Source organism: Lacinutrix algicola (assembly GCF_001418085.1).
In the GTDB taxonomy this organism is placed as follows: domain Bacteria; phylum Bacteroidota; class Bacteroidia; order Flavobacteriales; family Flavobacteriaceae; genus Lacinutrix; species Lacinutrix algicola.
Map to the genome: position 1 here is coordinate 123,132 of NZ_LIQH01000027.1, position 24,495 is coordinate 147,626.

Annotated in this window: 21 protein-coding genes; 10 read left to right on the forward strand and 11 right to left on the reverse strand. The window is 30.5% G+C overall.

Annotated elements, in window-relative coordinates; all coding sequences use genetic code 11:
• Positions 1 to 3 precede the first annotated feature (3 nt).
• From ASC41_RS04270 to ASC41_RS04300, 7 genes are read right to left on the reverse strand one after another with little or no spacing between them, the layout of a single operon-like run.
• Positions 4 to 807: a glycosyltransferase gene (locus tag ASC41_RS04270; RefSeq protein ID WP_055435399.1), complete on the reverse strand. Its 804-nt coding sequence runs from the start codon at positions 805 to 807 to the stop codon at positions 4 to 6.
• Between the two features lie 10 nt (positions 808 to 817).
• On the reverse strand, positions 818 to 2,068 hold the full coding sequence (locus ASC41_RS04275) for a glycosyltransferase family protein (protein ID WP_055435400.1): 1,251 nt from the start codon (positions 2,066 to 2,068) through the stop codon (positions 818 to 820).
• A 1-nt stretch (position 2,069) separates the two neighbouring features.
• A complete protein-coding gene (locus ASC41_RS04280; protein WP_055435401.1) occupies positions 2,070 to 3,368 on the reverse strand; it encodes an ABC transporter ATP-binding protein in 1,299 nt (432 codons plus the stop codon).
• Positions 3,362 to 4,480: a non-hydrolyzing UDP-N-acetylglucosamine 2-epimerase gene (gene wecB / locus ASC41_RS04285; RefSeq protein WP_055435402.1), complete on the reverse strand. Its 1,119-nt coding sequence runs from the start codon at positions 4,478 to 4,480 to the stop codon at positions 3,362 to 3,364. The genes ASC41_RS04280 and wecB overlap by 7 nt, the downstream gene beginning before the upstream one ends.
• A gap of 2 nt (positions 4,481 to 4,482) precedes the next feature.
• Positions 4,483 to 5,361, reverse strand: coding sequence for an ABC transporter permease (locus ASC41_RS04290; protein WP_055435403.1), 879 nt, complete (start codon positions 5,359 to 5,361; stop codon positions 4,483 to 4,485).
• 2 nt (positions 5,362 to 5,363) lie between these two features.
• Positions 5,364 to 7,835, reverse strand: a complete 2,472-nt coding sequence (locus ASC41_RS04295; protein WP_055435404.1) for an exopolysaccharide transport family protein — start codon at positions 7,833 to 7,835, stop codon at positions 5,364 to 5,366.
• 10 nt (positions 7,836 to 7,845) lie between these two features.
• The gene (locus tag ASC41_RS04300) at positions 7,846 to 8,643 is read right to left on the reverse strand and encodes a polysaccharide biosynthesis/export family protein (protein WP_055435405.1); all 798 of its coding nucleotides are present in this window, start codon (positions 8,641 to 8,643) and stop codon (positions 7,846 to 7,848) included.
• Positions 8,644 to 8,843: 200 nt separating this feature from the next.
• Between ASC41_RS04300 and ASC41_RS04305 the strand changes: the two genes are divergently transcribed.
• The 9 genes from ASC41_RS04305 to ASC41_RS04345 all read left to right on the forward strand — a co-directional run bounded on the left by ASC41_RS04305 (position 8,844) and on the right by ASC41_RS04345 (position 20,267).
• Positions 8,844 to 10,709 (forward strand): ABC-F family ATP-binding cassette domain-containing protein, encoded by a 1,866-nt coding sequence (locus ASC41_RS04305; RefSeq protein WP_055435406.1) that lies wholly within the window; start codon positions 8,844 to 8,846, stop codon positions 10,707 to 10,709.
• Between the two features lie 177 nt (positions 10,710 to 10,886).
• The gene (locus ASC41_RS04310; RefSeq protein WP_055435407.1) at positions 10,887 to 11,660 is read left to right on the forward strand and encodes an O-methyltransferase; all 774 of its coding nucleotides are present in this window, start codon (positions 10,887 to 10,889) and stop codon (positions 11,658 to 11,660) included.
• A gap of 437 nt (positions 11,661 to 12,097) precedes the next feature.
• Positions 12,098 to 12,670: a cob(I)yrinic acid a,c-diamide adenosyltransferase gene (locus ASC41_RS04315; RefSeq protein ID WP_055435408.1), complete on the forward strand. Its 573-nt coding sequence runs from the start codon at positions 12,098 to 12,100 to the stop codon at positions 12,668 to 12,670.
• Positions 12,671 to 13,011: 341 nt separating this feature from the next.
• A complete protein-coding gene (locus tag ASC41_RS04320; RefSeq protein WP_034057512.1) occupies positions 13,012 to 13,233 on the forward strand; it encodes a DUF2795 domain-containing protein in 222 nt (73 codons plus the stop codon).
• Between the two features lie 283 nt (positions 13,234 to 13,516).
• Positions 13,517 to 16,870: a preprotein translocase subunit SecA gene (gene secA / locus ASC41_RS04325; RefSeq protein ID WP_055435409.1), complete on the forward strand. Its 3,354-nt coding sequence runs from the start codon at positions 13,517 to 13,519 to the stop codon at positions 16,868 to 16,870.
• 223 nt (positions 16,871 to 17,093) lie between these two features.
• Positions 17,094 to 17,963, forward strand: a complete 870-nt coding sequence (locus ASC41_RS04330; protein WP_083477137.1) for a class I SAM-dependent methyltransferase — start codon at positions 17,094 to 17,096, stop codon at positions 17,961 to 17,963.
• 73 nt (positions 17,964 to 18,036) lie between these two features.
• Positions 18,037 to 18,444 (forward strand): hypothetical protein, encoded by a 408-nt coding sequence (locus ASC41_RS04335; protein WP_055435410.1) that lies wholly within the window; start codon positions 18,037 to 18,039, stop codon positions 18,442 to 18,444.
• Between the two features lie 34 nt (positions 18,445 to 18,478).
• Positions 18,479 to 19,657 carry an MFS transporter gene (locus ASC41_RS04340; RefSeq protein ID WP_055435411.1) on the forward strand — a complete coding sequence of 393 codons (1,179 nt, stop codon included), beginning with the start codon at positions 18,479 to 18,481 and terminating at the stop codon, positions 19,655 to 19,657.
• 97 nt (positions 19,658 to 19,754) lie between these two features.
• A complete protein-coding gene (locus ASC41_RS04345; RefSeq protein ID WP_055435412.1) occupies positions 19,755 to 20,267 on the forward strand; it encodes a hypothetical protein in 513 nt (170 codons plus the stop codon).
• 28 nt (positions 20,268 to 20,295) lie between these two features.
• Here the strand turns inward: ASC41_RS04345 and ASC41_RS04350 are convergent, their stop codons facing one another.
• From ASC41_RS04350 to ASC41_RS04365, 4 genes are read right to left on the reverse strand one after another with little or no spacing between them, the layout of a single operon-like run.
• The gene (locus tag ASC41_RS04350; RefSeq protein WP_055435413.1) at positions 20,296 to 20,985 is read right to left on the reverse strand and encodes a peptidoglycan DD-metalloendopeptidase family protein; all 690 of its coding nucleotides are present in this window, start codon (positions 20,983 to 20,985) and stop codon (positions 20,296 to 20,298) included.
• Positions 20,986 to 21,032: 47 nt separating this feature from the next.
• Entirely contained in the window at positions 21,033 to 22,502 is a 1,470-nt protein-coding gene (locus ASC41_RS04355; RefSeq protein WP_152971413.1) for a hypothetical protein, read from the reverse strand.
• A 38-nt stretch (positions 22,503 to 22,540) separates the two neighbouring features.
• Positions 22,541 to 23,101 carry a hypothetical protein gene (locus tag ASC41_RS04360; protein WP_055435415.1) on the reverse strand — a complete coding sequence of 187 codons (561 nt, stop codon included), beginning with the start codon at positions 23,099 to 23,101 and terminating at the stop codon, positions 22,541 to 22,543.
• The gene (locus ASC41_RS04365; protein WP_241489629.1) at positions 23,085 to 23,582 is read right to left on the reverse strand and encodes an RNA polymerase sigma factor; all 498 of its coding nucleotides are present in this window, start codon (positions 23,580 to 23,582) and stop codon (positions 23,085 to 23,087) included. The genes ASC41_RS04360 and ASC41_RS04365 overlap by 17 nt, the downstream gene beginning before the upstream one ends.
• A gap of 247 nt (positions 23,583 to 23,829) precedes the next feature.
• Here ASC41_RS04365 and ASC41_RS04370 point away from each other — a divergent pair, with 247 nt between their 5' ends.
• Positions 23,830 to 24,375 (forward strand): DUF2911 domain-containing protein, encoded by a 546-nt coding sequence (locus ASC41_RS04370; RefSeq protein WP_055435417.1) that lies wholly within the window; start codon positions 23,830 to 23,832, stop codon positions 24,373 to 24,375.
• The last annotated feature ends 120 nt before the right edge of the window (positions 24,376 to 24,495 follow it).

The window sequence follows — 24,495 nt, forward strand, 5'->3', positions numbered from 1 at the left end:
TTATTAAAGTCCAATTTTATTTTTAACTCTTTTAAAAAAACTAGAGTATGTTTCTTTCCTAAAAACCTTAATACCAAAAATAGTTTGATGGTATTTTGGCAAAAAATACCAGAGTATGTTTTTATTATAAATTCTATTATTAGTTATAGATTTTGAAATATCATTTTGTTTACCAAAATCGCCAAAATTATTAATTTGGGTATATACTTTTTCTATCCATTTCTTATTAGGTACAACTTTAGATAATGCTTCTATAAACCTAAAATCGGAACCTTTCCACTCATCCCATTGCACTTCGTTTTTATACTTAGAATGAAAAACCATACAACAAGAACCAATGCCATTAATTTTAATTTCTTTACTCTTAAAATGTGCTTTACTTGGTAAAATTCTTCCATTTGGATATCTCATTTGCCAAATAAACAGAGTGTCTTCATTTCCTTTTCTAATTTGAGACACAATATCTTCTAAAACTTTATTATGCAATAAGTTATCGTCATCGTCTAAAAACACAACCCAACCTTCGGTTACTTTATTTAATAATGCATTACAATATAAATTGTAAGGTGCATATATATAACCTTCTTTGTGTTTAGTAATAGAAATATCCTTATTTACTTTAACTTTTTCTACATTATATAAATTAAGGTAATCTAAATCTTTTTCGTTGTCGTAAGACACAATATGCTTAACATGCTTATAGGTTTGATTTACAACAGAGTTATGGCAATTTGAGAAACCAAAAGGACGATTAGATGTTCGTGTTAGAACATTTATTAGAATATTTTGGTTTTCCTTTAATTTCATTTGCAAAAACTTAAACTGTTTTAAATAATTTTATCCATTCTTTTGTAGTTGTTTCTGGAAATAAAAATCTTTCAATTTCAATTTTGTTATTAGCAAACTCAAAACGGTTACTTTCTAGCTTATCTAAAGCTATTTTTATAGTTTCATGCAAGACATTAAAAGTATTAAAAGTATAATATTTAATATTATTTCTTTTTAAAATATTATATGGTAACCAATCTCCTGCTATAACAGTATTGCCTGCGTACATAATTTCTACCATTGCGCCACTAAGTGCATCGCTTACTGGTGCTTGAATTAAAATATTAGTACATATTCTTAATAATGCTATATTTTCTGGATCTAAATAATCTTTTAAAAGAATAAACGAAATGTTATTATTTTCATTTATTGCTCTCTTTAATTCAATAATGTATTCTTCTTTAATCCCATAACCCAAATGAATTAAAAAGACACATTTGTCTAAATATTCTTTTGGCATTTTTTTTATAGCATCAATCATTTTTATATGATTATTCTCTTTGTGGGCATTATGACCTAATGCAACAACAATTTTATCTGTATTAAATAAATATTTCTCTTTAAATGCTTCACGTTTAGATTTATCTAATAACAGTGCATTAATATTATTGTAAATATCGGTACTAATTGTAAATCGAAGGGATTCAATTTTATTAGCTACTTCATTTCCATATTTTTTTCTCACCTTTTCTGCCAACTCTGGCGTTTGGACTGTTATAATTTTCGCTCTTTTTAATGCTTTATTAACATAAAAGGAATTATAATTATTTTGTCTTCTCATTAAGTCTGATCCCCAAAAACTCATAATTATTTTTGCCTTTTTTGGCATAAAAAAGGAATACATTAAAAATTTTGGAATACAATAATGAAAATGATATATATCGAAACCCATAGGTTCTATATGCATGGTATACACATACTTAGACAGAATAAATTTGATAATCACTTGCTTAATCTCTTTATAAGATTTTTTTTGTTTTAATTCAAAATATATAACTTGAATTGCTAATAGAGAAAATATAAATTTAATGGCATAAATGTAAAGATTTGACCTACTAATTTTAATTGATTTTAAATCTAAATTGTCGACATATATATTAGGAAAATCAGCGCTTTCAGGCTTTGAAATATTAAAATAATTACTTAAATAAAATTGACTATCTGGTTCTATTTTTTTTACATTACCATACAATTGATCTAAAAAATTAGATTGACCTAAACCTAAAATAAGAGTTTTCATATTACGAAATATTAAAATTTCCAGGTAAAATCATTGACGAACCCGCCCTATTAAGCTTACCTGATTTCCATATGTCGCCTTGAAGAATAGTCAGGTTTGAAACATTCTCTACAACATCTAAAAAGTTACTTTGCTGCGTATCTATATAACTAGAAAATAATCTTAAGCTATAATCTCCTGCTCTAAGATAGAGATTAGGTATTTCAAGTTCAAAATAGTTACTATTCTCTAATTCTTCAAAATTAAAACCCATTTCATCACTAATATAAGATAGTGCTATATTTAAATCTCTGTCTAAAACACTAATTGCAACAATTAGTTTGCTGTAATCAATTTCCTTCTTCTTTTTTATATCAAATTTAATCTTCAAATATTCACCAGAGATAATCTCTGTAGCCTCAAGTTTATTTTTGTTGTAAAATCTAACATTAGTAAACTTTATGTTTTGATTACCATTTCTATCTTCTCTTTTTTCTAAATCAATATTAGATTTTGATATTTCAGAAGTCAAATAATAATTGACAGCGGCATCTTGATTACCAACATAATTTATACAACCATGCTCTAAAACAATACATCGTGTACACAAACTCTTAATTACTGCCATATTATGGCTCACAAAAATAACGGTACGACCTTGACCTTGCGAAATGTCTTGCATTTTACCAATGGCTTTTTTTTGAAATTCTGCATCACCAACAGCCAAAACCTCATCAATAACTAAAATTTCTGGTTCTAAAAAAGCTGCTACTGCAAAAGCTAAACGCACTGTCATCCCAGAACTATACCTTTTTACAGGTGTGTCTATATAGCGTTGGCAACCAGAAAACTCAATAATTTCATCTATTTTAGAGGCGATTTCTTTTTTGGTCATGCCTAAAATGGCACCATTTAAGAACACATTTTCACGACCTGTCATTTCTCCATGAAAACCTGTACCAACTTCTAATAAAGAGGCTATACGTCCTCTAGTTTTTATTTCTCCTGTAGTAGGTCCTGTTACTTTAGATAGTATTTTTAATAAGGTAGATTTTCCTGCTCCATTTTTACCAATAATTCCTAAAACTTCGCCACGCTTTACTTCAAAATTAATGTCTTGTAAAGCCCATACGTATTCAGATTTTCCTTTAGTACTGCGATCGTTACTCTCGCCTACTTTTAAATAAGGATCTTCTTTACCACGAATTCTACTCCACCAACGGTTTAAATCGTGAGAAATAGTACCTGTACCAACTAAGCCTAAACGGTATTGTTTAGAAATATTTGTAGCTTTTAATATGATATCCTTATCTTCTACCATGTTCTATTTTTAAAAAAATCTACAATCTTTTTGGAAGCGTTACCATCTCCATAAGGATTTAAGTTATTATTATTTTCTTTAGTATGAGATAAAATCTCTTTTGCTTTATTAACAATCTTTTCTTGATTTGTACCTACTAAAAAAGAGCAACCTGCTGCTACGCCTTCTTGACGTTCTGTAACTGTCCTGGTTACTAAAACTGGTACTCCAAAAGTTGGAGCTTCTTCTTGAACTCCTCCAGAGTCTGATATAATAAGGTGTGCCTTTTTCATTATCCATATAAATGTAGGATAATCTAAAGGCGCAACTAAATGTACATTTGGTAAATTAGAGAGTCTGTTATAAACTACTTCTTGAACATTTGGGTTCAAGTGTACAGGAAATATAAGTTCTACATTTTCATCTTTAGAAATTTCGACTAATGCATTACAAATAGACTCGAAACCTTCACCAAAATTTTCTCTTCTGTGTCCTGTAACAAGAATTATTTTTTTATTAAAATTTACTTTTTCTTTTAAATTTTGAATTACTGTATTATTAAAACCTTTATCTAGAATACCACTTGTAACTTTTAAGGCATCTATTACTGTGTTTCCAGTAACCAAAATACTATTTAACGCAACACCTTCTTTTTTAAGGTTTTGCTTAGCAGTTTCACTTGGAGCAAAATGAAAATCTGCAAGTCTACCTGTTAACTGCCTATTCATCTCTTCTGGAAATGGTGAGTACTTGTTATAGGTTCTTAATCCTGCTTCTACATGTGCTACCTTAATTTTTCTATTAAAAGCAGCTAAGGCAATAATACTAGATGTTGTAGTGTCTCCATGAACTAAAACAAGGTCGATTTTATGTTCTATAAATACTTTATCTATATCTTCTAAAATTCTTGAACTTAGTTTATTTAATGTTTGGTTTGGTGTCATTAAATCTAAATCGAAGTCTGGAGTCATTTTAAAAAAATGCAGTACTTGATCTAGCAAATCTCTATGCTGAGCGGTTACACACAATTTTGTATTGTAACCCGATTTTAAAAACTCGAAATAAACTGGTGCCATTTTAATAGCTTCAGGTCTTGTACCTATACAAATTAAAACATTTTTATTCTCGCTCATACTTAAACTGTATCTATAAAAGATTTTTCGGTTTTATTAAAAATTATTAATCCTAATAAAAACAATATTATACTTATAACTCCAGCGTATAAAAAATTGTAAAAAGAGAAATTTCCAACACCTAAAGTCATATATCTAAACAGTTCTATAATTGTAGTCATTGGGTTGTATTCTACAATCCAAGAGTATTCTGGCAAGCGTGTTTTAAAATAAGACAATGGATACATTACTGCAGAGCCATACATAAGTAATTGCACACCAAAACTTACTAAAAACGTTAAGTCACGATATTTGGTTGTTAGAGATGACAAAATCATTCCTAAACCTAAACCGAACAATCCCATAAATAGTATTAGAAAAGGTAGTAATAGTATTACCGTTTGTGGTGCAGCATTTTCTGCTTCATCTGTAAAAAACACATAATAAATATAGAAAACTACAAGCACTAATAACTGAATACCAAACTTTAAAAGATTTGAAAACACTACAGATAATGGTGTTATAACTCTAGGAAAGTATACTTTACCAAAAACACCTTGATTTGCTTTAAAAGTATTACTTGTTCCTGTTAAGCACGTACTAAAATAATTCCAGGATGTAATACCTGCTAAATTAAATAAAAACGCTGGCACACCTTCTCCTGTAGGGATTGCTGCTAATTTGTTAAATATTAATGTAAATATTATTGAAGTAAATAATGGTTGAATAAAAAACCAAAGAGGCCCTAATATGGTTTGTTTATAAACAGTAATAATATCTCGTTTAACAAACAAAAACAATAAGTCTCGATAGCGCCAAATTTCTTTAAAATTTAGGTCTATTAATTTTCGCTTAGGAGAAATGGTATATAACCAGTCTTGTGATGCTCTTTTAGTATTCAATATTATTTTTTAGATTTGAAGACATTAGATATCTTACTTAATAACCCAGTTTTTTTATCTTCATTTTCATGGTATCCATTACCATAAGTTCCATAACCGTAACCATAACCGTAGCCATAACCGTAACCATAACCATATTTACCTTTTTGGTCATAAAAGTTATAAATAAAACTAATATTACTTAACTCTTTACGTTTAAACTTGTCGTTTATTAAGTTTAGCATACCTTTTTTAGTATAATTTTGTCTTACAACATATAATGTAGCATCTACATACTCTACTAGCTCAATAGCATCTGCTACTAGACCTATGGGTGGTGTATCTAGTATAACGTAATCGTACTTCTCTTTTAGCTCTTTTATTAATTGATCCATAGTATCACTCATTAACAACTCTGATGGATTTGGTGGTATAGGACCAGATACTATTAAATCTAAATTTTCAATATTAGTTTGCTGTGTAATTTCTGTTAAGTTTTTTTGGCCAATAAGATAATTTACAGATCCAATATCATTTTTAATCTCAAAATCATCAAATATTTTTGGCTTACGCAAATCTAAACCTACTAAAACTGTTTTTTTACCACTAAGCGCAAAAACGGTTGCTATATTAATAGAACAAAAGGTTTTACCTTCTCCACTTACAGAAGAAGTTACCATTATTGTTTTAGAACCTTTGGTTGCCTGTTTTTTATACATGTATTGTAAACTAGACCTTAAACCTCTAAAAGCTTCAGCAACTGTAGACTTGGGCTTCAAGTGTACTGCTAAATTATTTTTAGTTGTGTTTTTACCAATTACACCTAACAAAGGAATTTTAGATAACTTTTCTAAACCTTGTGGATTATGTAATTTATTATCGAAAAAAGTAATAAGAAATGCTATTAGTAATGGCACTAAAAAACCTCCAAGAAAAGCAAAAATATAACGAGCGCTTAATTTTAAATCTACAGGTATTGCTCCAGTATCTTTTGCTATATCAATTACTAGTATATCACTTACACTAGCCGATTTTATAATCTCAGCTTCACTACGTTTTGCTAAAAACACATTGTAGCTTTTTTCATTAATTGTAGATCTTCTTGATATTGAAAGTAATTGTTGTTGGTCTTTAGGAAGTTTTCTAATTTTATTATTACTTTCTGCTATTTTAGAATTAATAAACCTTAATTCTCTACTTATACCATTATTTGCAGAACTAATACCTTCTAATAAAACTCTTTTTATACTATTTATTTGATTGTCTATATCATTAAAAACAGGAGCATCACTTCTTACAGTAGCTTCGTACTTAGATTTTTGTACAGAAAGCACATTTATCTTAGAGATATTAGATAAAATATTATCATCATCTATTCCGGCTATTGCAGGTGCTGGTAAATTGGTAAAATCATCACTAGTTTCTAAATACGTTTTTAAATCTCTATAATAATCTACTTTCTTATTAATATTATCTTTATCTAATTCAAAACCAGCTAGTATCTCGTTTATTTTAACGCTTTCTGTGTCTAAATTAAAAATCTTGTTTTTTTGTCTGTAATTATTTAAAGAGTCTTCATCGATAATCAATTCATCACTTACTCTTTTCAATTGTTTATCTATAAAGGCTATTGTATTAGTTACAAATAGATTTTTTCTATCGAGTTGGACTTGACTTAAAACACTTACCGTTTCATTTAAATAGTCTACAATCTTAGAAGTATTTACATCTGTAATACTTAAATTAAGTATTGCAGAATTTAGTGGATTATCTATTTTAAGACTTCCTCTATAACGGTTAACTACAGCATCAAAATTATCGAACCTAAGAAAATACTCATCTCCAGGTTTAACCTCTCTATCTTCCCTTAAATTAATAACACCGTTAATGTATTTCGTTTTTATGTTATCGCCAATTGTAAAACGCTGTTTAAATTCACCACTATTTATATCTATTTGTAAATGCTCTTTAGTTGTGAAGTTTTGAGTTGAGGCTATTTTTGGTTCTTCAAAATTTGCTTGTAATTCATATTCGTTATTACCAAGAAAAGTAATTCGTAATGGTGTATTTAATAATTGGTAAGTATCGGGTTTTAAAACGACCTCAAAAGGTGCTGCTTTATATATGTCGTCTTTTCTAAAGCGTGATTGTTTTAGATAAGTAATGTAAAAATTTAAATTATCGACAACTTTTTCATGGTTAGATCTCGATTTTAATGTTGTTATAATTGTTTTTACTTTTCCAGATACGCCTCCCCAATTAAAGGTTAAACTTGTATTCGCACTAAATAAAGGATTTTTATCGTCCTCGATAGAAACTTGAGTACTTAACCTATAAGTTTGTTGGGTTCTAATATTTTGTTGGTATACTATAAATATACCTAAGCCAATACATAGCAAAAACCATTTCCAATAACTTAACGCCCTAAACATGAAGGCTTTTAGATCAAAAGGTGATTGCGACTGTGATTCTAAAAGTTCGAATTCATCATTCATAAATAATAACTTACAGGTTTCTTGCTAAAAAATAAGTGGACACAATTACAGATATTATTGATGCAACTGTAGTAATTGTTTGTGTAGCTGTTTGTCCTGCTCCTAAGGCTTTTCGTTTTAGAGGCTTAACTAAAATAATATCGTTTGGCTGTATATAATAGTAAGGCGATTGCATAGCAGACAAATCTGTTAAATCAATATGATGTATTTTCTGTCCTTGTGGATATTGACGAATTACCATAACGTCTGTCCTATCTCCTGTTTGACTAATATCTCCAGCATTTGCTAATGCTTCTATTATATTTACACGATCTACAAACAATGTTTTAATACCAGTACTTTTAACCTCTCCTGTTACTGTATAACGCAGCCCAGAAAGTTTAACTGTTACAAATATTTGAGAGATATCTTTTAAATAATTATCAAGTAACGATTGTTTTACTTTTGTAACAATTTCATCTGTTGTATAACCTAAAACATTAATTTTACCCAAAATAGGGAACTCTATATCACCATGTAAATCGACAGTAAACCCATTAAAATACAGTGCTTGTTGACCTTCAGATCCTGCACTTTCTGTAGGCTGAAAAACCTCAATAAGCTTCTTAAGTTCAGAATCTATAGCCTTTATATCTATACTCAACACATCGTTAATTTGAACACGATATGGTTTACCTAATTCTTTTAATAACAAAGAATCATTAACAACAGTACCTTTATCTTGAAGATAAACGACATCTTTGCTAGTAATACAAGAAGAACATAAAATACTGAATAGCAAGCAAATAGCCGCTAAAAATTTATTCATTTTTTTTGTTTTGATTTTCACAAATATAGCTTTCCATCGTGAATAATAAAACTTTTATCGGATTTTTTGGTTTTTTGTCTGTTTTCATTCAAAAGCGATAAATGATAGAGACGTTAAAAATTCTTCTTTAAATTTATGAAGAAATAAATTTTTATCAGATTTTTTAGTTTTTTATGCGTTATTTGTACCAAAAATAGCCATTGACTTATTTAACTGTTGAAAGTATATCGAAATCCTACGGAGAACTTACACTCTTTGAAAACATCTCTTTTAGTATCCATAAAGGACAAAAAGTAGCATTTGTTGCCAAAAATGGTACTGGAAAAACATCCATTTTAAATATCCTTGAAAAAACTGACGAGCCAGATTCTGGAAATGTTATTTTTAGAAAAGATATTAAAGTCTCTTTTTTACCTCAAGAACCGTATTTAAATAGCGATTTAAGCGTTGAAGACACCATATTTAATAGTGACAATCCTATTCTTGATGTTATTAAAAACTATGAAAAAGCACTTTTAAATCCTGAAGATGCAGAAGCTTATCAAATAGCATTCGAGCAGATGGATATCCAAAATGCTTGGGATTTTGAAACACAATATAAGCAAATACTCTTTAAATTAAAGCTTGAAGATTTACAACAAAAAGTAAGCAGCATGTCTGGTGGGCAAAGAAAACGCCTCTCTTTAGCCAATGCTTTAATTAATAAGCCTGATCTTTTAATTCTAGATGAGCCAACAAACCATTTGGATTTAGAAATGATAGAATGGTTAGAAGAGTTTTTTGCAAAAGAAAACATGACCTTATTTATGGTAACTCACGATCGTTACTTTTTAGAGCGTGTTTGTAATGAAATTATAGAACTAGATCAAGGCGAAATGTTTTCTTACAAAGGAAACTACTCGTATTACTTAGAAAAAAAGGAAGCGAGAATAGAGCAACAAAGTGTAGAAGTTGGTAAAGCAAAACAACTCTTTAAAAAAGAATTAACTTGGATGCGTCGCCAACCAAAAGCACGTACAACCAAGTCTAAATCGAGAATAGACGATTTTACCGAAATAAAACACAAAGCAAGCCAACGTAGAAATGACCATGAGATTCAGTTAGAATTAAACATGGAGCGTTTGGGCAGCAAAATTGTTGAACTTAAAAAAGTATCTAAGTCTTATAAAGACAAAGTTATTTTAGATGGTTTAGACTATATGTTCCAAAAAGGTGAACGTGCTGGAATTATTGGAAAAAATGGAACGGGAAAATCGACGTTTTTAAATATTCTAACGCAAACCGCTCAACCAGATTCTGGAAAAATAATTATTGGTGAAACTGTAAAATTTGGTTACTATACACAAGGTGGTATTACTCCTAAACCAAACCAAAAGGTTATAGATATTGTTCGTGAATTTGGTGATTATATTCCATTAAAAAAAGGACGTCAAATTAGTGCTCAACAATTATTAGAGCGTTTTCTTTTCGATAGAAAAAAACAATATGATTTTGTCGAAAAACTAAGTGGTGGAGAGCGTAAACGATTATACCTATGTACCGTTTTAATACAAAACCCTAACTTTTTAATTCTCGATGAGCCTACTAACGATTTAGATATTGTAACTCTAAATGTATTAGAAAGTTTCTTATTAGATTTCCCAGGTTGTTTACTAGTAGTTTCTCACGACCGTTATTTTATGGATAAAATAGTAGATCACTTATTTATTTTTAGAGGTCAAGGTGTTGTTGAAGATTTTCCAGGTAACTATAGCGATTTTAGAGCCTATGAAGATAGTAAACCTGTTATTTCTGAAGTCTCTGAAGCTGAGAAAAAAGAAAAGAAGAACTGGAAAAAGAACAATAATGTAAAGTTATCTTATAACGAGCAAAAAGAATACAAGAACATCGAGAGTAAAATAAAAACTTTAGAATTTGATAAAATAGAATTAGAGAAAAAATTCTTAGATCCAGAACTTTCTACAGATGAAATTAATAAACTTTCTAATAAGCTTCAAGCCATTATTGATAGTATTGAAGAGAAGGAAATGCGCTGGTTAGAATTAACAGAGAAATTGGAAGGATAATTTACTATAAAGTGAGCAATGTTCAGTTTGATATTACTAAGTAAAAACCTGGACGCAAAACAATATATTAATTCAAAGAATAATAAATTAAGTACTCTTCTCTTTAACAAAAGGAGAGTACAAAAAAAAGATTGCCGTTGAAGTTTATCTTCATCTAATGAGAAAGAGTCATTAAAAATGTTACATCAAATAATAGCTTACATAAATTTTTTAAAACGTTCCACAAATCAACATGGAGTTCATTCTCCTTTTGTGTACAACCTAATTACTAAATGTTTTTATGATAGATCTAAACACAAATCATACAAACAAATAAAACTATATCGCAAAGTTCTTAAAAAAAGCAAAGACACTATAGATGTAATAGATCTAGGTTCTGGTAGCCGTGTTTTTAAAACGAACCTACGTTCGGTTTCTAAAATGGCACAGAAAGTAGGTGCTTCAAAAAAAGAATCTAAATTATTATTCCGTCTTGTAAATTACCTTCAAATTAATACTATTTTAGAATTAGGTACTTCTTTAGGTATTGCAACTCATGCTATGGCTGTTGCGAATCCAGAAATTAAAATGACTTCTATAGAAGGCTGCCCAAACGTTTCGGAGTACACGAAACGCACACTTGGGCAATTCAACATAAAAAACACAGAAATACTTACAGGAGATTTTAACAACGTTATTAAACCTTTAGCTTCAAACAAATACGATTTAATCTATTTTGATGGTAATCACCAAAAACAAGCTACTTTAGATTATTTTGAAACCTTATTATCAACAGCAACTAACGATTCGGTTTTTATATTTGATGATATTTATTGGTCTAAAGAAATGACTGAAGCTTGGGAAACAATTAAAAAACATCCTCAAGTAACAGTTACAATAGACACCTTCTTTTTAGGCTTTGTCTTTTTTAGAAGAGAACAAGAAAAAGAACATTTTACAATAAGAATATAAGTATGCTAGTACCTATTCTCGCATTATTTGGATTATTACTGCTAGCAAAAGCATTTGTTTCTGTTATTAATCGTAAACGACAATTAAGAAACAATAAAACAAAATTCAGAAAAAAAATGAATCGTAAATAGTTGTGTTTTCATTTTTTTATTTAAACTATATCTATGGATATTCCTTGGCTTCTTATTCCAGTTATTATTGGATTAATATTGGTTTTCTTGAACAACAAAAAGTTTAATTCTAAGAAATAAACTAGCTTTAAAGCATTTCTAGTATTTTGAAGAAGAGTTAAAACAAATAATTTTATCTAAAAAGGTTTAGGGTTTAGCATATAACTTTTAACTTCGTAAACATGGACCTTTCAGAACAGAATCTTTAAACTAAAAAGATTTCTAAATGGAAGTAACATGTGACCAATTAAAAAATATAAAACACACATGAAAGTATATACAAAAACAGGAGACAAAGGCACAACCGCTCTATTTGGTGGTACTCGTGTACCAAAACACCATATTCGCATAGATAGTTATGGTACAGTAGACGAACTTAACTCGCATATTGGGCTCATTCGCGATCAAGATATAAATCAGCAATACAAAAACGTTTTAGCTATTATTCAAAACAAACTCTTTACTGTTGGTGCTGTTTTAGCAACAGATCCTGAGAAATTAATATTAAAAAACGGAAAAGAACGTTTAAATATTAATAAAATTACTAGCGAAGACATAGAGCTATTAGAACACGAAATGGATGCTATGAATGAGGACTTACCTCCTATGACGCATTTTGTACTGCCTGGCGGACACCAAACAGTGTCATTCTGTCACATAGCACGCTGTGTATGTAGAAGAGCCGAACGTTTAGCAAGTGCATTAAACGAATTAGAACCATTTTTACCCGAAGCCTTAATGTACTTAAACCGTCTTTCTGACTACCTTTTTGTATTGGCACGAAAGTTGTCTCATGACTTACAAGCAGACGAAGTAAAATGGATTCCTGAAAAACATTAATACCATGTCTTCTTTAAAATTAAGATAAAATAAAATGATGATTTTTTATTTTATACAAAATAGAAAAATAAAGCATAGCCTGTGTTAAGGTTTCTTTTTATATTGAAGTAGAGAGTAAAAAAGGTCGTTTTTATTAGAATAATTTTAAGGAAAATATGGTATCCAGAGCCAAACAGAAAAACAATATTAAAAATCTGCTATTAAATAACACTGCAAGATATTTAGTATCAAATAGTTTCAGTGAAAAATGACGTTCTTTTTTATTACTGAAAAATAATTCACTTTTTTCTTGCCTATTAATACTAAAAATTTATTTTTGCAAAAAATAAATCTATTAAGAAATGTATTGGACATTAGAATTAGCATCTCATTTAAGTGATGCACCTTGGCCTGCTACTAAAGACGAACTTATCGATTACGCGATTAGAACAGGAGCACCTTTAGAAGTTACTGAAAATTTACAAGCAATTGAAGACGAAGGAGATTCGTACGACTCAATTGAAGAAATCTGGCCAGATTACCCAACAGACGAAGACTACCTCTGGAACGAGGACGAGTACTAGTTATCATGCAACACTGCGTAACTAGTATTTTTAAATGTAGCAATGCTACATTTAAACAATAAAAAGAAAAGAAAAAGTCTCAATTTGGGACTTTTTTTGTGCTTTAAAATTTAGCCAACCACAGCTAAAAACGTATATTTAAGCCCTTAAAATTTGGCTATTTAAAACACCAAATACAAAAGCAATTTAACTAAGCCTAAAAACTAGTTACAACTAACTATAATAACAACTGTAATGCTTTATAATACTAATACATTACAATCGAAATATAAAATATAAAACTATGAGTTTTTTAGATTCCGTACTAAAACTATTTGTTGGAGACAAATCCAAACAAGATGTGCAAGCCATATCACCTTTAGTAGATAAAATTAAAACCTTTGAAGCTGCTCTAGAATCTTTATCTCATGATGAGTTAAGAGCTAAGACTTTTGAGTTTAAAGCTATTATTGCCGAAACGCGAAAGCCTTTTAATGAGCGTAAAGACAAACTTAAAACCGAAGCTGATGCTACCGAGGATATAGACAGACGTGAAGACATTTATCAAGAAATTGATAAAATCGAAGACGAATCTTACGAAGCAGTTGAACAAACTTTAAACGATATATTACCTGAAGCTTTTGCTGTGGTAAAAGAAACTGCAAAACGTTTTACAAACAATACAGAAATTACAGTTACTGCTAGTGCTTTTGATAGAGAAATTTCTGGAATGGGAGACTATGTTACTTTAGACGGTGATAAAGCAACTTGGGCTAACTCTTGGGATGCCGTTGGAAAACCAATTACTTGGGACATGATCCATTACGACGTGCAACTTATAGGTGGTATTGCCATGCACCAAGGTAAAATTGCAGAAATGCAAACTGGTGAAGGTAAAACCTTAGTAGCAACGTTACCTGTGTACTTAAATGCATTAGCAGAAAAAGGTGTGCACTTAGTAACCGTAAACGATTACTTAGCAAAACGTGATATGGCTTGGATGGCACCAATATTCCAATTCCACGGTATGACTATTGATTGTATCGATTACCACAGACCGAATAGTGATGGTCGTAGAAAAGCTTATAATTCTGATATTACTTACGGTACAAACAACGAGTTTGGTTTCGATTATCTACGTGATAATATGGCAAATTCGCCAGACGATTTAGTACAACGCCGTCACCACTTCGCTATTGTCGATGAGGTAGATTCTGTATTAGTAGATGATGCTAGAACACCATTAATTATTTCTGGACCAATACCTAAAGGAAATGAGCACGAATTCGATGCTTTAAAACCTAAGGTTGAAGACATCGTTTCTGTACAACGTAAGCTATTAACACAAACTTTAGTAGAAGCAAAAAAACTAATTGCAGATGGAGACACTAAAGAAGGTGGTTTCCAGTTATTAAGAGTTTATAGAGGTATCCCAAAAAACAAAGCGTTAATTAAGTTTTTAAGTGAAGAAGGTGTTAAGCAAATTCTTCAGAAAACTGAAAACCAATACATGGCAGACAACAATCGTGAGATGCCAAAGGTTGATGAAGCTTTATACTACGTTATTGAAGAAAAGAACAATCAAATTGAATTAACAGATAAAGGTGTAGAATACATCTCTGGTAAAGATAATCCAGATTTCTTTGTACTACCAGAAATTGGAATTGCTGTTGCTAAAATTGAAGCTCAAGGATTACCTTCTGAAGAAGAAGCAAACCTAAAAGAAGATTTATTTAGAGACTTCGGTATAAAATCTGAACGTATTCATACATTAAATCAACTATTAAAAGCATATGCTTTATTCGAAAAAGACAACCAATATGTTGTTATGGAAAATAAAGTCATGATTGTAGATGAGCAAACTGGTCGTATTATGGATGGTCGTCGTTATAGCGATGGTTTACATCAAGCGATTGAAGCTAAAGAAAATGTAAAAATTGAAGATGCTACGCAAACTTTTGCAACTGTAACACTTCAAAATTACTTTAGAATGTACCGTAAGCTTTCTGGTATGACAGGTACTGCCGTAACAGAAGCAGGAGAACTTTGGGAAATCTACAAATTAGATGTTGTCGAAATTCCTACAAACAGACCAATTGCAAGAAAAGATAAAGAAGATTTAGTTTTTAAAACAAAACGTGAAAAATACAATGCTGTAATAGACGAAGTAACAAGTCTAGCAGAACAAGGTCGTCCAGTATTAATTGGTACAACTAACGTTGAAATTTCTGAACTTTTAGGAAAGATGTTAAGCATTCGTAAAATAGACCACAACGTCTTAAACGCAAAGCAACATAAAAAAGAAGCAGATATTGTAGCACAAGCTGGTAACCCAGGACAAGTAACTATTGCTACAAACATGGCAGGTCGTGGTACAGATATTAAATTAAGCGACGAAGTAAAAGCTGCTGGCGGACTAGCTATTATTGGTACAGAACGTCATGATTCTCGTCGTGTCGATAGACAGTTAAGAGGTCGTGCGGGTCGTCAAGGAGATCCAGGTAGTTCTCAATTCTATGTATCTCTTGAAGATAATTTAATGCGATTATTTGGTAGTGAACGTATTGCCAAAATGATGGATAAAATGGGATTACAAGAAGGTGAAGTGATTCAGCATTCTATGATTTCTAAGTCTATTGAACGTGCACAGAAAAAAGTAGAGGAAAATAACTTTGGTGTTAGAAAGCGTTTATTAGAATATGATGATGTTATGAACTCTCAACGTGAGGTAGTTTACAAACGTCGTTTTAATGCCTTAAATGGTGAACGTTTACGTGTGGATTTAGCAAACATGATTTTCGATACTTCGGAAGGTATTGCTGAAACAAACAAAGGTGCTAATGATTTTAAGAATTTCGAATTCGAATTAATTCGTTACTTCTCAATGGCATCTCCAATTACAGAAAGTGAGTTTAATAAACTTTCTGCTACAGAATTAGCAAAACGTATTTATACTGCTGCTTTCGATCATTATAAAGCTAAAATGGAACGCAATGCAGAGGTTGCTTTCCCAGTAATTAAAGATGTATACGAAAACCAAAGAGATAAGTACAAACGTATTGTAGTACCATTTACAGATGGTGTAAAAACATTACAAGTTGTTACAGATCTTGAAAAGGCATACGAATCTCAAGGTAAAGAATTAGTTACCGATTTCGAGAAAAACATTACACTTGCTATTATTGACGATGCTTGGAAAACACATTTACGTAAAATGGATGAGTTAAAGCAGTCTGTACAGTTAGCGGTACACGAACAAAAAGATCCATTATTAATCTATAAGTTTGAAGCTTTCGAATTGTTTAAAGTTATGATTGACCAAGTAAATAAAGATGTTATTTCTTTCTTATTTAAAGGTGAATTACCTACTGAAAACACAAGTACAATTAGTGAAGCTAGAGACATAAAAAAGAAAGATAATTTACAAACTCAAAAAGACGAAATTCCTAATCTAGATGAGCGTTCTGTTCAAAACAGACAAGCAGGAGAAACACAACCACAAAGACAAGTAGTAGAAACTATTGTTCGCGATCAACCAAAAATTGGACGTAATGATAAAGTGACTATTAAAAATGTAATGAATGGTGAAAGTAAAACCGTTAAATACAAGCAAGCCGAACCTTTAGTAGCTAAAGGTGAATGGGTTATTGTTGAGTAAAATAAAATAACATTAAAATATAAAAAATCCTGAGGCATATGCTTCAGGATTTTTTTTTGGTTTGTTAATTTTAATATAATTTTTCACAATAAAATACGTTGTTCATTTTAAGTTAGAATATCTTTTTTTATAGTTCGATGTAAGTTTTCAATTAAACAATAATATCTTATTTTTGGAAGCCTTAAACAAGCCCTAAATTACAAAAGCAATCACTAATACTTTTATGCGCAAAAGCAACACTTTAAGAAAATTCTGGTATAATTTACCTACCAAGCAAAAGTATATAGTTAGAAAACTTTATTATTTCCCAATTGATTTATGGGATAAACTCACAGGAAAAACTAATAAATACGTTCCTTCTAGAGGCTCTATATATACAGGTTCTCCTTCTGGAGCTGAAAAGTTTTTAAAACAAGGTGAACAGCAACTACAACTCTTAACTACTTATATCAATTTAAAACCTACCGATTCTGTTTTAGATATTGGAAGTGGTATTGGTCGTACAGCAATAGCATTATCAAAATACCTTAATAAAAAAGGAAGTTACGATGGTTTTGATGTAGTAGAAAAAGGCGTAAACTGGTGTAACTCTAAAATAAACAAAGATTTTCCAAACTTCAACTTTAAATACATTCCTTTATTTAACGATTTATACAATAACAATGTAGGGAAAGCAGAAGAGTTTCAATTTCCATATGAAGTAAACAGCTTTGATAAAATATTTACTTTTTCTGTATTTACACATATGCAGATTAAAGAAATATCAAACTATTTTGCAGAAATACACAAAACGTTAAAACCTAACGGAAAGTGTTTATCTACATTTTTTTTATATAACAATGAAAACGAAGACTACATCTCCAACAGAGAACTCTTCAACTTCCCAGTAAAATTTGAAGGTTATCGTTTAATGAACGAAACTGTAACCTCTGGAAACATTGCCATTCATAAAACAATGCTAGAAACAATGCTTGACCAGCATAACTTGAAAATTGATAGTATTATTGATGGCTTTTGGAAAGATAAATTAAAAGACACAACTAAAGTTGAATACCAAGACATCGTTATTTTTAGCAAAAAAGATAACGGTTAAAATTACGTTCATTATTTATTTTGTAATTTTATTTATATAACCAATTCATAATTGAGTTTAAAAACTTTAAATCATGCTTAGAAATATACTCGCAACAATTGTAGGTTTAATAGTCGCTAGTGCTTCTGTTTATTTATTTGAAAATGTTCTTGGACAATCATTTTTCCCATTACCAGAAAGCGCCAATGCTATGGATATGGAATGGTTAAAAAACAATATGGCTAACATTCCTGTAGGCGCTAAAATATTTGTGATTGTAGCACATTTTATAGGACCTATTGCAGGTATGTTTGTTGCTGGATATATATCTAAAACAAGTATGATTCCTGCGTATATTGTAGGAGTAATAATGTTATTAGCTACTTTCTTTAATATTTTTATGCTTCCAAAAGAGCTTTGGTTTAGACTAGCCGATGGTATATTTGTTATTGCTGGTTTTTTCTTCGGAAAATCTCTGGCCAATCGTTATGTTTTTAATTAATATAAAAGCACACGAAATTGAATCTCATTATTAATTGAAACATCCTAAGTTAATACTTCCTATAATTGTAATCTCTCAGTTTTGTTGCACATCACTCTGGTTTGCTGGAAACGGAGTAATAAACGATCTTATTATAAACTTCAATCTTAAAACAACAGCTTTAGGTCATTTAACTTCTGCTGTACAATTTGGTTTTATTATTGGCACACTCCTATTTGCTATATTAACTATTGCAGATCGCTTTTCGCCTTCAAAAGTATTCTTTATAAGCGCACTATTGGGTTCGCTATTTAATTTGGGTATAATATGGGAAAGCAACACATTAACAAGTTTACTTCTACTGCGCTTTCTAACTGGATTTTTTCTTGCTGGCATTTACCCTGTAGGCATGAAAATAGCTGCCGATTATTACGAAAAAGGACTTGGTAAATCGCTTAGTTTTTTAGTTGGAGCTTTGGTATTAGGCACTGCTTTACCTCATTTATTAAAAGAAATAACAAATAAATATCCTTGGGAATCTGTATTAATTACAACATCTATTCTTGCACTACTTGGCGGTTTATTAATGCTAATTTTAGTACCTAATGGTCCATACCGTAAGGTGAGCCATAAAACAGACTTATTAGCCTTTTTTAGCGTTTTTAAAAACAGAACATTTAGAGCTTCGGCCTTTGGTTATTTTGGACACATGTGGGAACTGTACACTTTTTGGGCATTCGTTCCTTTTATGCTAAAACGATATAGCGAATTCAATACTTCGGCTACATTTAATATTCCCATGCTATCGTTTATTATAATTGGCATAGGTGGATTAGCTTGTGTAATAAGTGGCTTTGTATCTATAAGAATAGGTGTAAAAAAAACAGCGTTCATAGCTTTACTTTTATCCTGTTTATGCTGCTTAATTTCTCCAATAGTATTTTCAATGCAATATGAAAGCTTATTTATTGCTTTTCTTATTTTTTGGGGTATGGTTGTTATTGCAGATTCACCACTTCTATCGACACTAGTAGTAACAAATGTTGAAGCCGAAATAAAAGGAACAGCACTTACAATTGTTAATTGTCTTGGCTTTTTAATAACAATAATTAGTATTCAATTTATTAGCATGCTTACAGACTATACGAATTCGAATACTGTTTTTGTTATTTTAGCTATAGGCCCAACTTTTGCCTTAATTGCCTTGAAAGGAAATAGGAAAATATTAAGATAATTACTAGACCACTTGAGATAGTTCTTCAACTTTCTAAAAAAATCAAATGAATTCGTTTAACTTACGCTAAGAAATATTGTAGAAAAACATAAAATCAATGAATACATTCTTAAAAACATCAATTATAGCAATTATATTTTTCAACTCGAATCATGCATTTAGTCAATTAACAACATTCGATTTTGAAAATTATGAATTCAATTCTGAGGAACAAATTAATGCCGCAAAACAGGATGTTTTGTCTGTTGCTAATTTGTTATTAGAAGCACCTATAAATAATAACAAAGAAGTAAGAATGGACGCTGGTTATTTTCTGTCTGAATGGATGAGTGAAACAAATAATTATAATTTTGGAACAGGTACTTTAAAAGAAATTTTTGATGATAAAATTGAACTTGCAATAATTTCTATGGCAGCGCAAGTAAAATATTGTATCGAAAACAATGCTACTAATAGTTACGATTATGAAACAAGACTTGGAATCTGGAAAATTATAACGACTTACGTTGAGAACTCTAAAAACAAAGTCCGATCAACAAAAAAAATAAAGCAACTTATTAAGGCTAAAAAAGAAAACAAACTTGCCGAATTTCTAGAGGCTAATGAGTAAAACCAATCTCTCTAAAAAAATATTAAATTCACAACCCTAACACAGGTTCAGGATTAACAGTGTTTTCAATATAAAACTCTATTTTTTTTAAAGAACAAACTCCTGGATAATCACCAACTTTATCTTGTATATCTATAATAATTTGAAAATGTAAATGTGGTGCATAATCGCCATTCACCTCAGCTTTTCCTAAATAAGCAATAGTTTCTCCTTGTTTAATCTGCTCTCCTACTTTTAAGTTATTTAAAGACTCACGAGACAAATGCCCATAAAGAGTATAGAACACAAAGCCATCTAACTCATGTTTTAAGATTATAGTTGGACCATAATCTCCATAATTAGTATTATCATTAAAGCTATGTATTTCGCCATTAAAAGCTGCTAAAACAGATGTTCCTGAAGCTATCCATAAATCTAAACCTATATGAATATTACGTTCGGTTTCAGGATTAGGATTATTAAAATAATCGCTTCGATTATAAATACCACGTTTTTCAAGATAACCACCAAAGGCTACTTTTTTGTTTCTTTTATTAAGGTAATTGGTAATATAGATGTCCCAATCTTTAGAAGATGAAATATCGAAGTTTTGTAAGTCTGTATTAGCTTCAGATAAATCGATTGGTGTGTAGTCCCTTTTAGAAATGGAAGCATCAATTACACATATATTTTGTGTAGCTAAAGCTGCCAAGCGTGTTTTGAAGTCTTTTGAATTCATATTTAATACGTAAAAACGATCATTAATATTGAACTCAAAAATAAAATTTATTCAGCAATAACGTTGCTATACTTTGCATTAATTACAATGGTTTTATTAGAAGCTTCATTGTTTGGATTATGCTTTATTGTTTTACTATTGGTTTTTTCCTTATTAAATTTCGATTGATTACCTTTAAAATACAAGTTATAGTTTATTGCTTTTGGTAAGTTTAAAAGAGCATCGCTATTCTCTAAAACAATATTAAGATTATTAAAATCTTCTGTAATATTCTGTACATATAAATCTCCAAAACTACCATCTATAACAGAGTTTCCACTTAAATTCTCGATATCAATATTAGAAGACACTGCATTAAGTATTAAATCTTTAGCCGATTGAATAACAGTTTTAGAAGCATAATTTAGCTTTAAAGTACCTTCATTCCACGATTGAATAGATGCGTTAGAATATGAAATATTGATGGAAGCGTTGCTTCCATCAATACTATTAGCTAAAAATTTACCGTGAGATATAGTAATGTCTGGATTACTAATTACAGATGCCATTTTAAGTTCTCCATGCCTAACATCAAGCTTTAATTTGGCTTTTTTAGGCATTTTTATCTTTATGGTTTTTATTAACTCATGTGTTTTATTAGAATTCTCAAAAAGGTTTTTAGATTTCGAATCTCCAAACGCTTCTTCCATCTTTTCTTCGAAAGCCTTACCAAATTCCTCTCCCCATTTTTCCATTGCAGGTGCTAGTTTTTCTTCAAACTGTTTACCAAAGTCTTCTCCCCATTTCTCCATTTTCTTTTCGAAATCTTTACCAAAACCTTCTTCGATAGCTTTTTCAATATCTTTTCCAAGGTTTTCTCCCCAATTCTCCATGCCTTTTTCAAATTGGTCTAAGTCAGATTGCTTGATACTTTTAGCCCATTGACGCATTTCATTTTCATATTCTTCACCATATTCCTTTCTGTACTTTTTGCTCCAAGAATTTAAATATGTTTCGCCTTCTTCTTGATATTTGTCAAAATCGAAATCCATATTATAATTACCATTTGGAGATTTTGGAATACGTAATACGTTTAATGCTTCAGGCAAATCTTTTAAAGATTCTAAGCTACTTAAACCTTCTAATAAAGGACCTAAGTTTAAATTAAAATCCATATTAGATAAAGCTTCAATAGATTCTTCGTTTAAAATATTAACACTCATATCCTCTGTCCAAAGTCCTTGCGAGCCTTTAGAGCGAATTGTTATTGCATTACCTTCAGTTTCGATGTCTAAATCCCAAGATTTCAAAGCCAATTTAAGATCTTCTTTATTTAACTTTTTACTTTCAATATAAGCTTCAATCTCTACATAATCTTTATTCCAAGTATCTACCTCAACGTTGGTGTGGCTGGCATCTAAATAAATTGTAGACTGTTTATTTGCTTTTACTGTTTCCTTTGTTTTTGTCAATCTGTTTTGCGCTAAGACACTACAGGTTACAAATAAACAAAGCATGCTGATATATATATGTTTCATGTTTTTATTTTTTTGATTTGTTGAATTCATTTTCAACTTTAAAATTGATTAGCATTTACCGTATTCAAGTCCTTTAATTGTTCTTTTAAACGATACATTAAGTTTAATCTTAATTTTAAATTACTAATAAGCGCATCTACAGTTAACTCGTCTGGACCTTCGTTTGTAAGCTCTATATTTAGACGTTTGTATTCTGCTTTAAGCTCGTCTAATCGTTTTACATAACCATCAAACAGATCCTTATTTTCTGGTGTCAGTTTTACTTTAGACAGTTCTATATTAATATTAGCGAGATAATAATCTTCAACCTTTTTTAAGTTTGGAGAAATATCTCCAAGTGTTTTTGTTTCAATAGGTGCTACATCTGTAACTGTTATACCTTGGGTGTTTTCGGTATTAAAAAATTGAAAACCTCCAAAACATAAACCTAAAAACACAACAACACTTGCTGCAATAGACAGCCAATTAAATTCTTGTTTTTTCTTTTCTGGCAAAGCCGTTTCTAGTTTGTTTAGAAAACGTACTTCGTGACCAGATGGCATGCGCTCTGTAGACAGTTTGTTGTCTGCTTCAAAAAGGTCTCTAATATCTTTCGCCATAACTCTTATGTTTTAGTAATTCTTTTAATTTCACTTTTCCTCTAGACAATTGTGTTCGTGATGCGACTTGTGTTATGTTTAATATTTCGGAAATCTCCTCATGGTCGTAACCTTCTACTAAAAACAACATTAACACATATTTGTACTTGTCTGGCAGGTTATTAATTGCTGCCTTAATTTCGTCCAGAGTTGTTGTATCGTCCACCAACCAACTGTTATTCTCATTAGTATCTACCACTTTTAAATGAACGTCTTCTAACTCAACCAAACGCTGCTTTTTTAGTTTGAGATAATCGATACTCTTATTAATAACAATTCGTTTTAACCAAGCTCCAAAAGTAACATCGCCTTTAAATTGATGCAGTTTCGAAAATGCTTTTATAAAAGATTCTTGTACTACATCTTCTGCCTCTGCGGTGTGATTTACAAAACGTTTTGCAATACAATACATACCATCACAATACTGGTTGTATAATTGCAATTGTGCCTTGCGATTGTTTTGTTTACACAATTCAATAATATTTAATTGAACGACTCTCACTTAATGGTTTTTGGTTAGTTTATTTTGGAACTCACACTAAAGACGAGTCAAAACTTAAGATGTTGCAAAAAAGTTTCATTTTTTTTAAAGATAGCAACAAAAAATATTAAAATCGCGTTAAGATATTGACCATCCTTAGCTTTTAAAGTATCTTTACCACCTTGAATTAATCCTAATAAATTTCCCTATGAAACGGTTTATCGTTTTTTTACTTGTTATTATTTTTGCTATTGTTGGTTATTTCTATTTTACTAAAACTGGTATTTTTGAAGAGCGTAAGAGTCCTAAAGACACAGTCGCTTTTAACTTAAACGATTTAAGATTAAGAATTTTCTACAACAGGCCATCTAAACGTAATCGTGAAGTTTTTGGCGCATTAGTACCTTTTAACGAGGTATGGAGAACTGGAGCAAACGAAGCAACTACTTTTGAAACTAACAAAGCTTTAAAAGTTGGAAAAGATTCGCTTCCGGCTGGAAAATATACACTTTGGACTATCCCTAACGACACCTCTTGGAATATAATGTTTAATGCTAAACAATATAAATGGGGCGTTGACGAAACTATGAAACCTATGCGTATTCCAGAATTCGATGTTGCTAGTTTCTCTGTTCCTGTTCAAAAATTAGACAAACCTGTAGAGAAATTTACTATCGCTTTCGATAATTCTACAGATAACCTATCTTTAACTATGGCTTGGGATGTTGCTAAAGTTGTGGTGCCGTTGAAGTAGGCAGTATTCAGTTGCTTATTCTTGTATTTTAAATAGGTGTTTAATTGTTGTATTTCTTGAATTTTTAAAATAATAATTTTGTCTTGTTGAGCGCAGTCGAGACGTTTTTATTACATTTAC

Bases quoted from the DNA above. Each gene is read 5' to 3' on its own strand.
- ASC41_RS04270 (WP_055435399.1), bottom strand. From the start codon at position 807: ATGAAATTAAAGGAAAACCAAAATATTCTAATAAATGTTCTAACACGA.
- ASC41_RS04275 (WP_055435400.1), bottom strand. From the start codon at position 2,068: ATGAAAACTCTTATTTTAGGTTTAGGTCAATCTAATTTTTTAGATCAA.
- ASC41_RS04280 (WP_055435401.1), bottom strand. From the start codon at position 3,368: ATGGTAGAAGATAAGGATATCATATTAAAAGCTACAAATATTTCTAAA.
- wecB (WP_055435402.1), bottom strand. From the start codon at position 4,480: ATGAGCGAGAATAAAAATGTTTTAATTTGTATAGGTACAAGACCTGAA.
- ASC41_RS04295 (WP_055435404.1), bottom strand. From the start codon at position 7,835: ATGAATGATGAATTCGAACTTTTAGAATCACAGTCGCAATCACCTTTT.
- ASC41_RS04300 (WP_055435405.1), bottom strand. From the start codon at position 8,643: ATGAATAAATTTTTAGCGGCTATTTGCTTGCTATTCAGTATTTTATGT.
- ASC41_RS04310 (WP_055435407.1), top strand. From the start codon at position 10,887: ATGTTACATCAAATAATAGCTTACATAAATTTTTTAAAACGTTCCACA.
- ASC41_RS04315 (WP_055435408.1), top strand. From the start codon at position 12,098: ATGAAAGTATATACAAAAACAGGAGACAAAGGCACAACCGCTCTATTT.
- ASC41_RS04320 (WP_034057512.1), top strand. From the start codon at position 13,012: ATGTATTGGACATTAGAATTAGCATCTCATTTAAGTGATGCACCTTGG.
- secA (WP_055435409.1), top strand. From the start codon at position 13,517: ATGAGTTTTTTAGATTCCGTACTAAAACTATTTGTTGGAGACAAATCC.
- ASC41_RS04330 (WP_083477137.1), top strand. From the start codon at position 17,094: ATGCGCAAAAGCAACACTTTAAGAAAATTCTGGTATAATTTACCTACC.
- ASC41_RS04335 (WP_055435410.1), top strand. From the start codon at position 18,037: ATGCTTAGAAATATACTCGCAACAATTGTAGGTTTAATAGTCGCTAGT.
- ASC41_RS04345 (WP_055435412.1), top strand. From the start codon at position 19,755: ATGAATACATTCTTAAAAACATCAATTATAGCAATTATATTTTTCAAC.
- ASC41_RS04350 (WP_055435413.1), bottom strand. From the start codon at position 20,985: ATGAATTCAAAAGACTTCAAAACACGCTTGGCAGCTTTAGCTACACAA.
- ASC41_RS04355 (WP_152971413.1), bottom strand. From the start codon at position 22,502: ATGAAACATATATATATCAGCATGCTTTGTTTATTTGTAACCTGTAGT.
- ASC41_RS04360 (WP_055435415.1), bottom strand. From the start codon at position 23,101: ATGGCGAAAGATATTAGAGACCTTTTTGAAGCAGACAACAAACTGTCT.
- ASC41_RS04370 (WP_055435417.1), top strand. From the start codon at position 23,830: ATGAAACGGTTTATCGTTTTTTTACTTGTTATTATTTTTGCTATTGTT.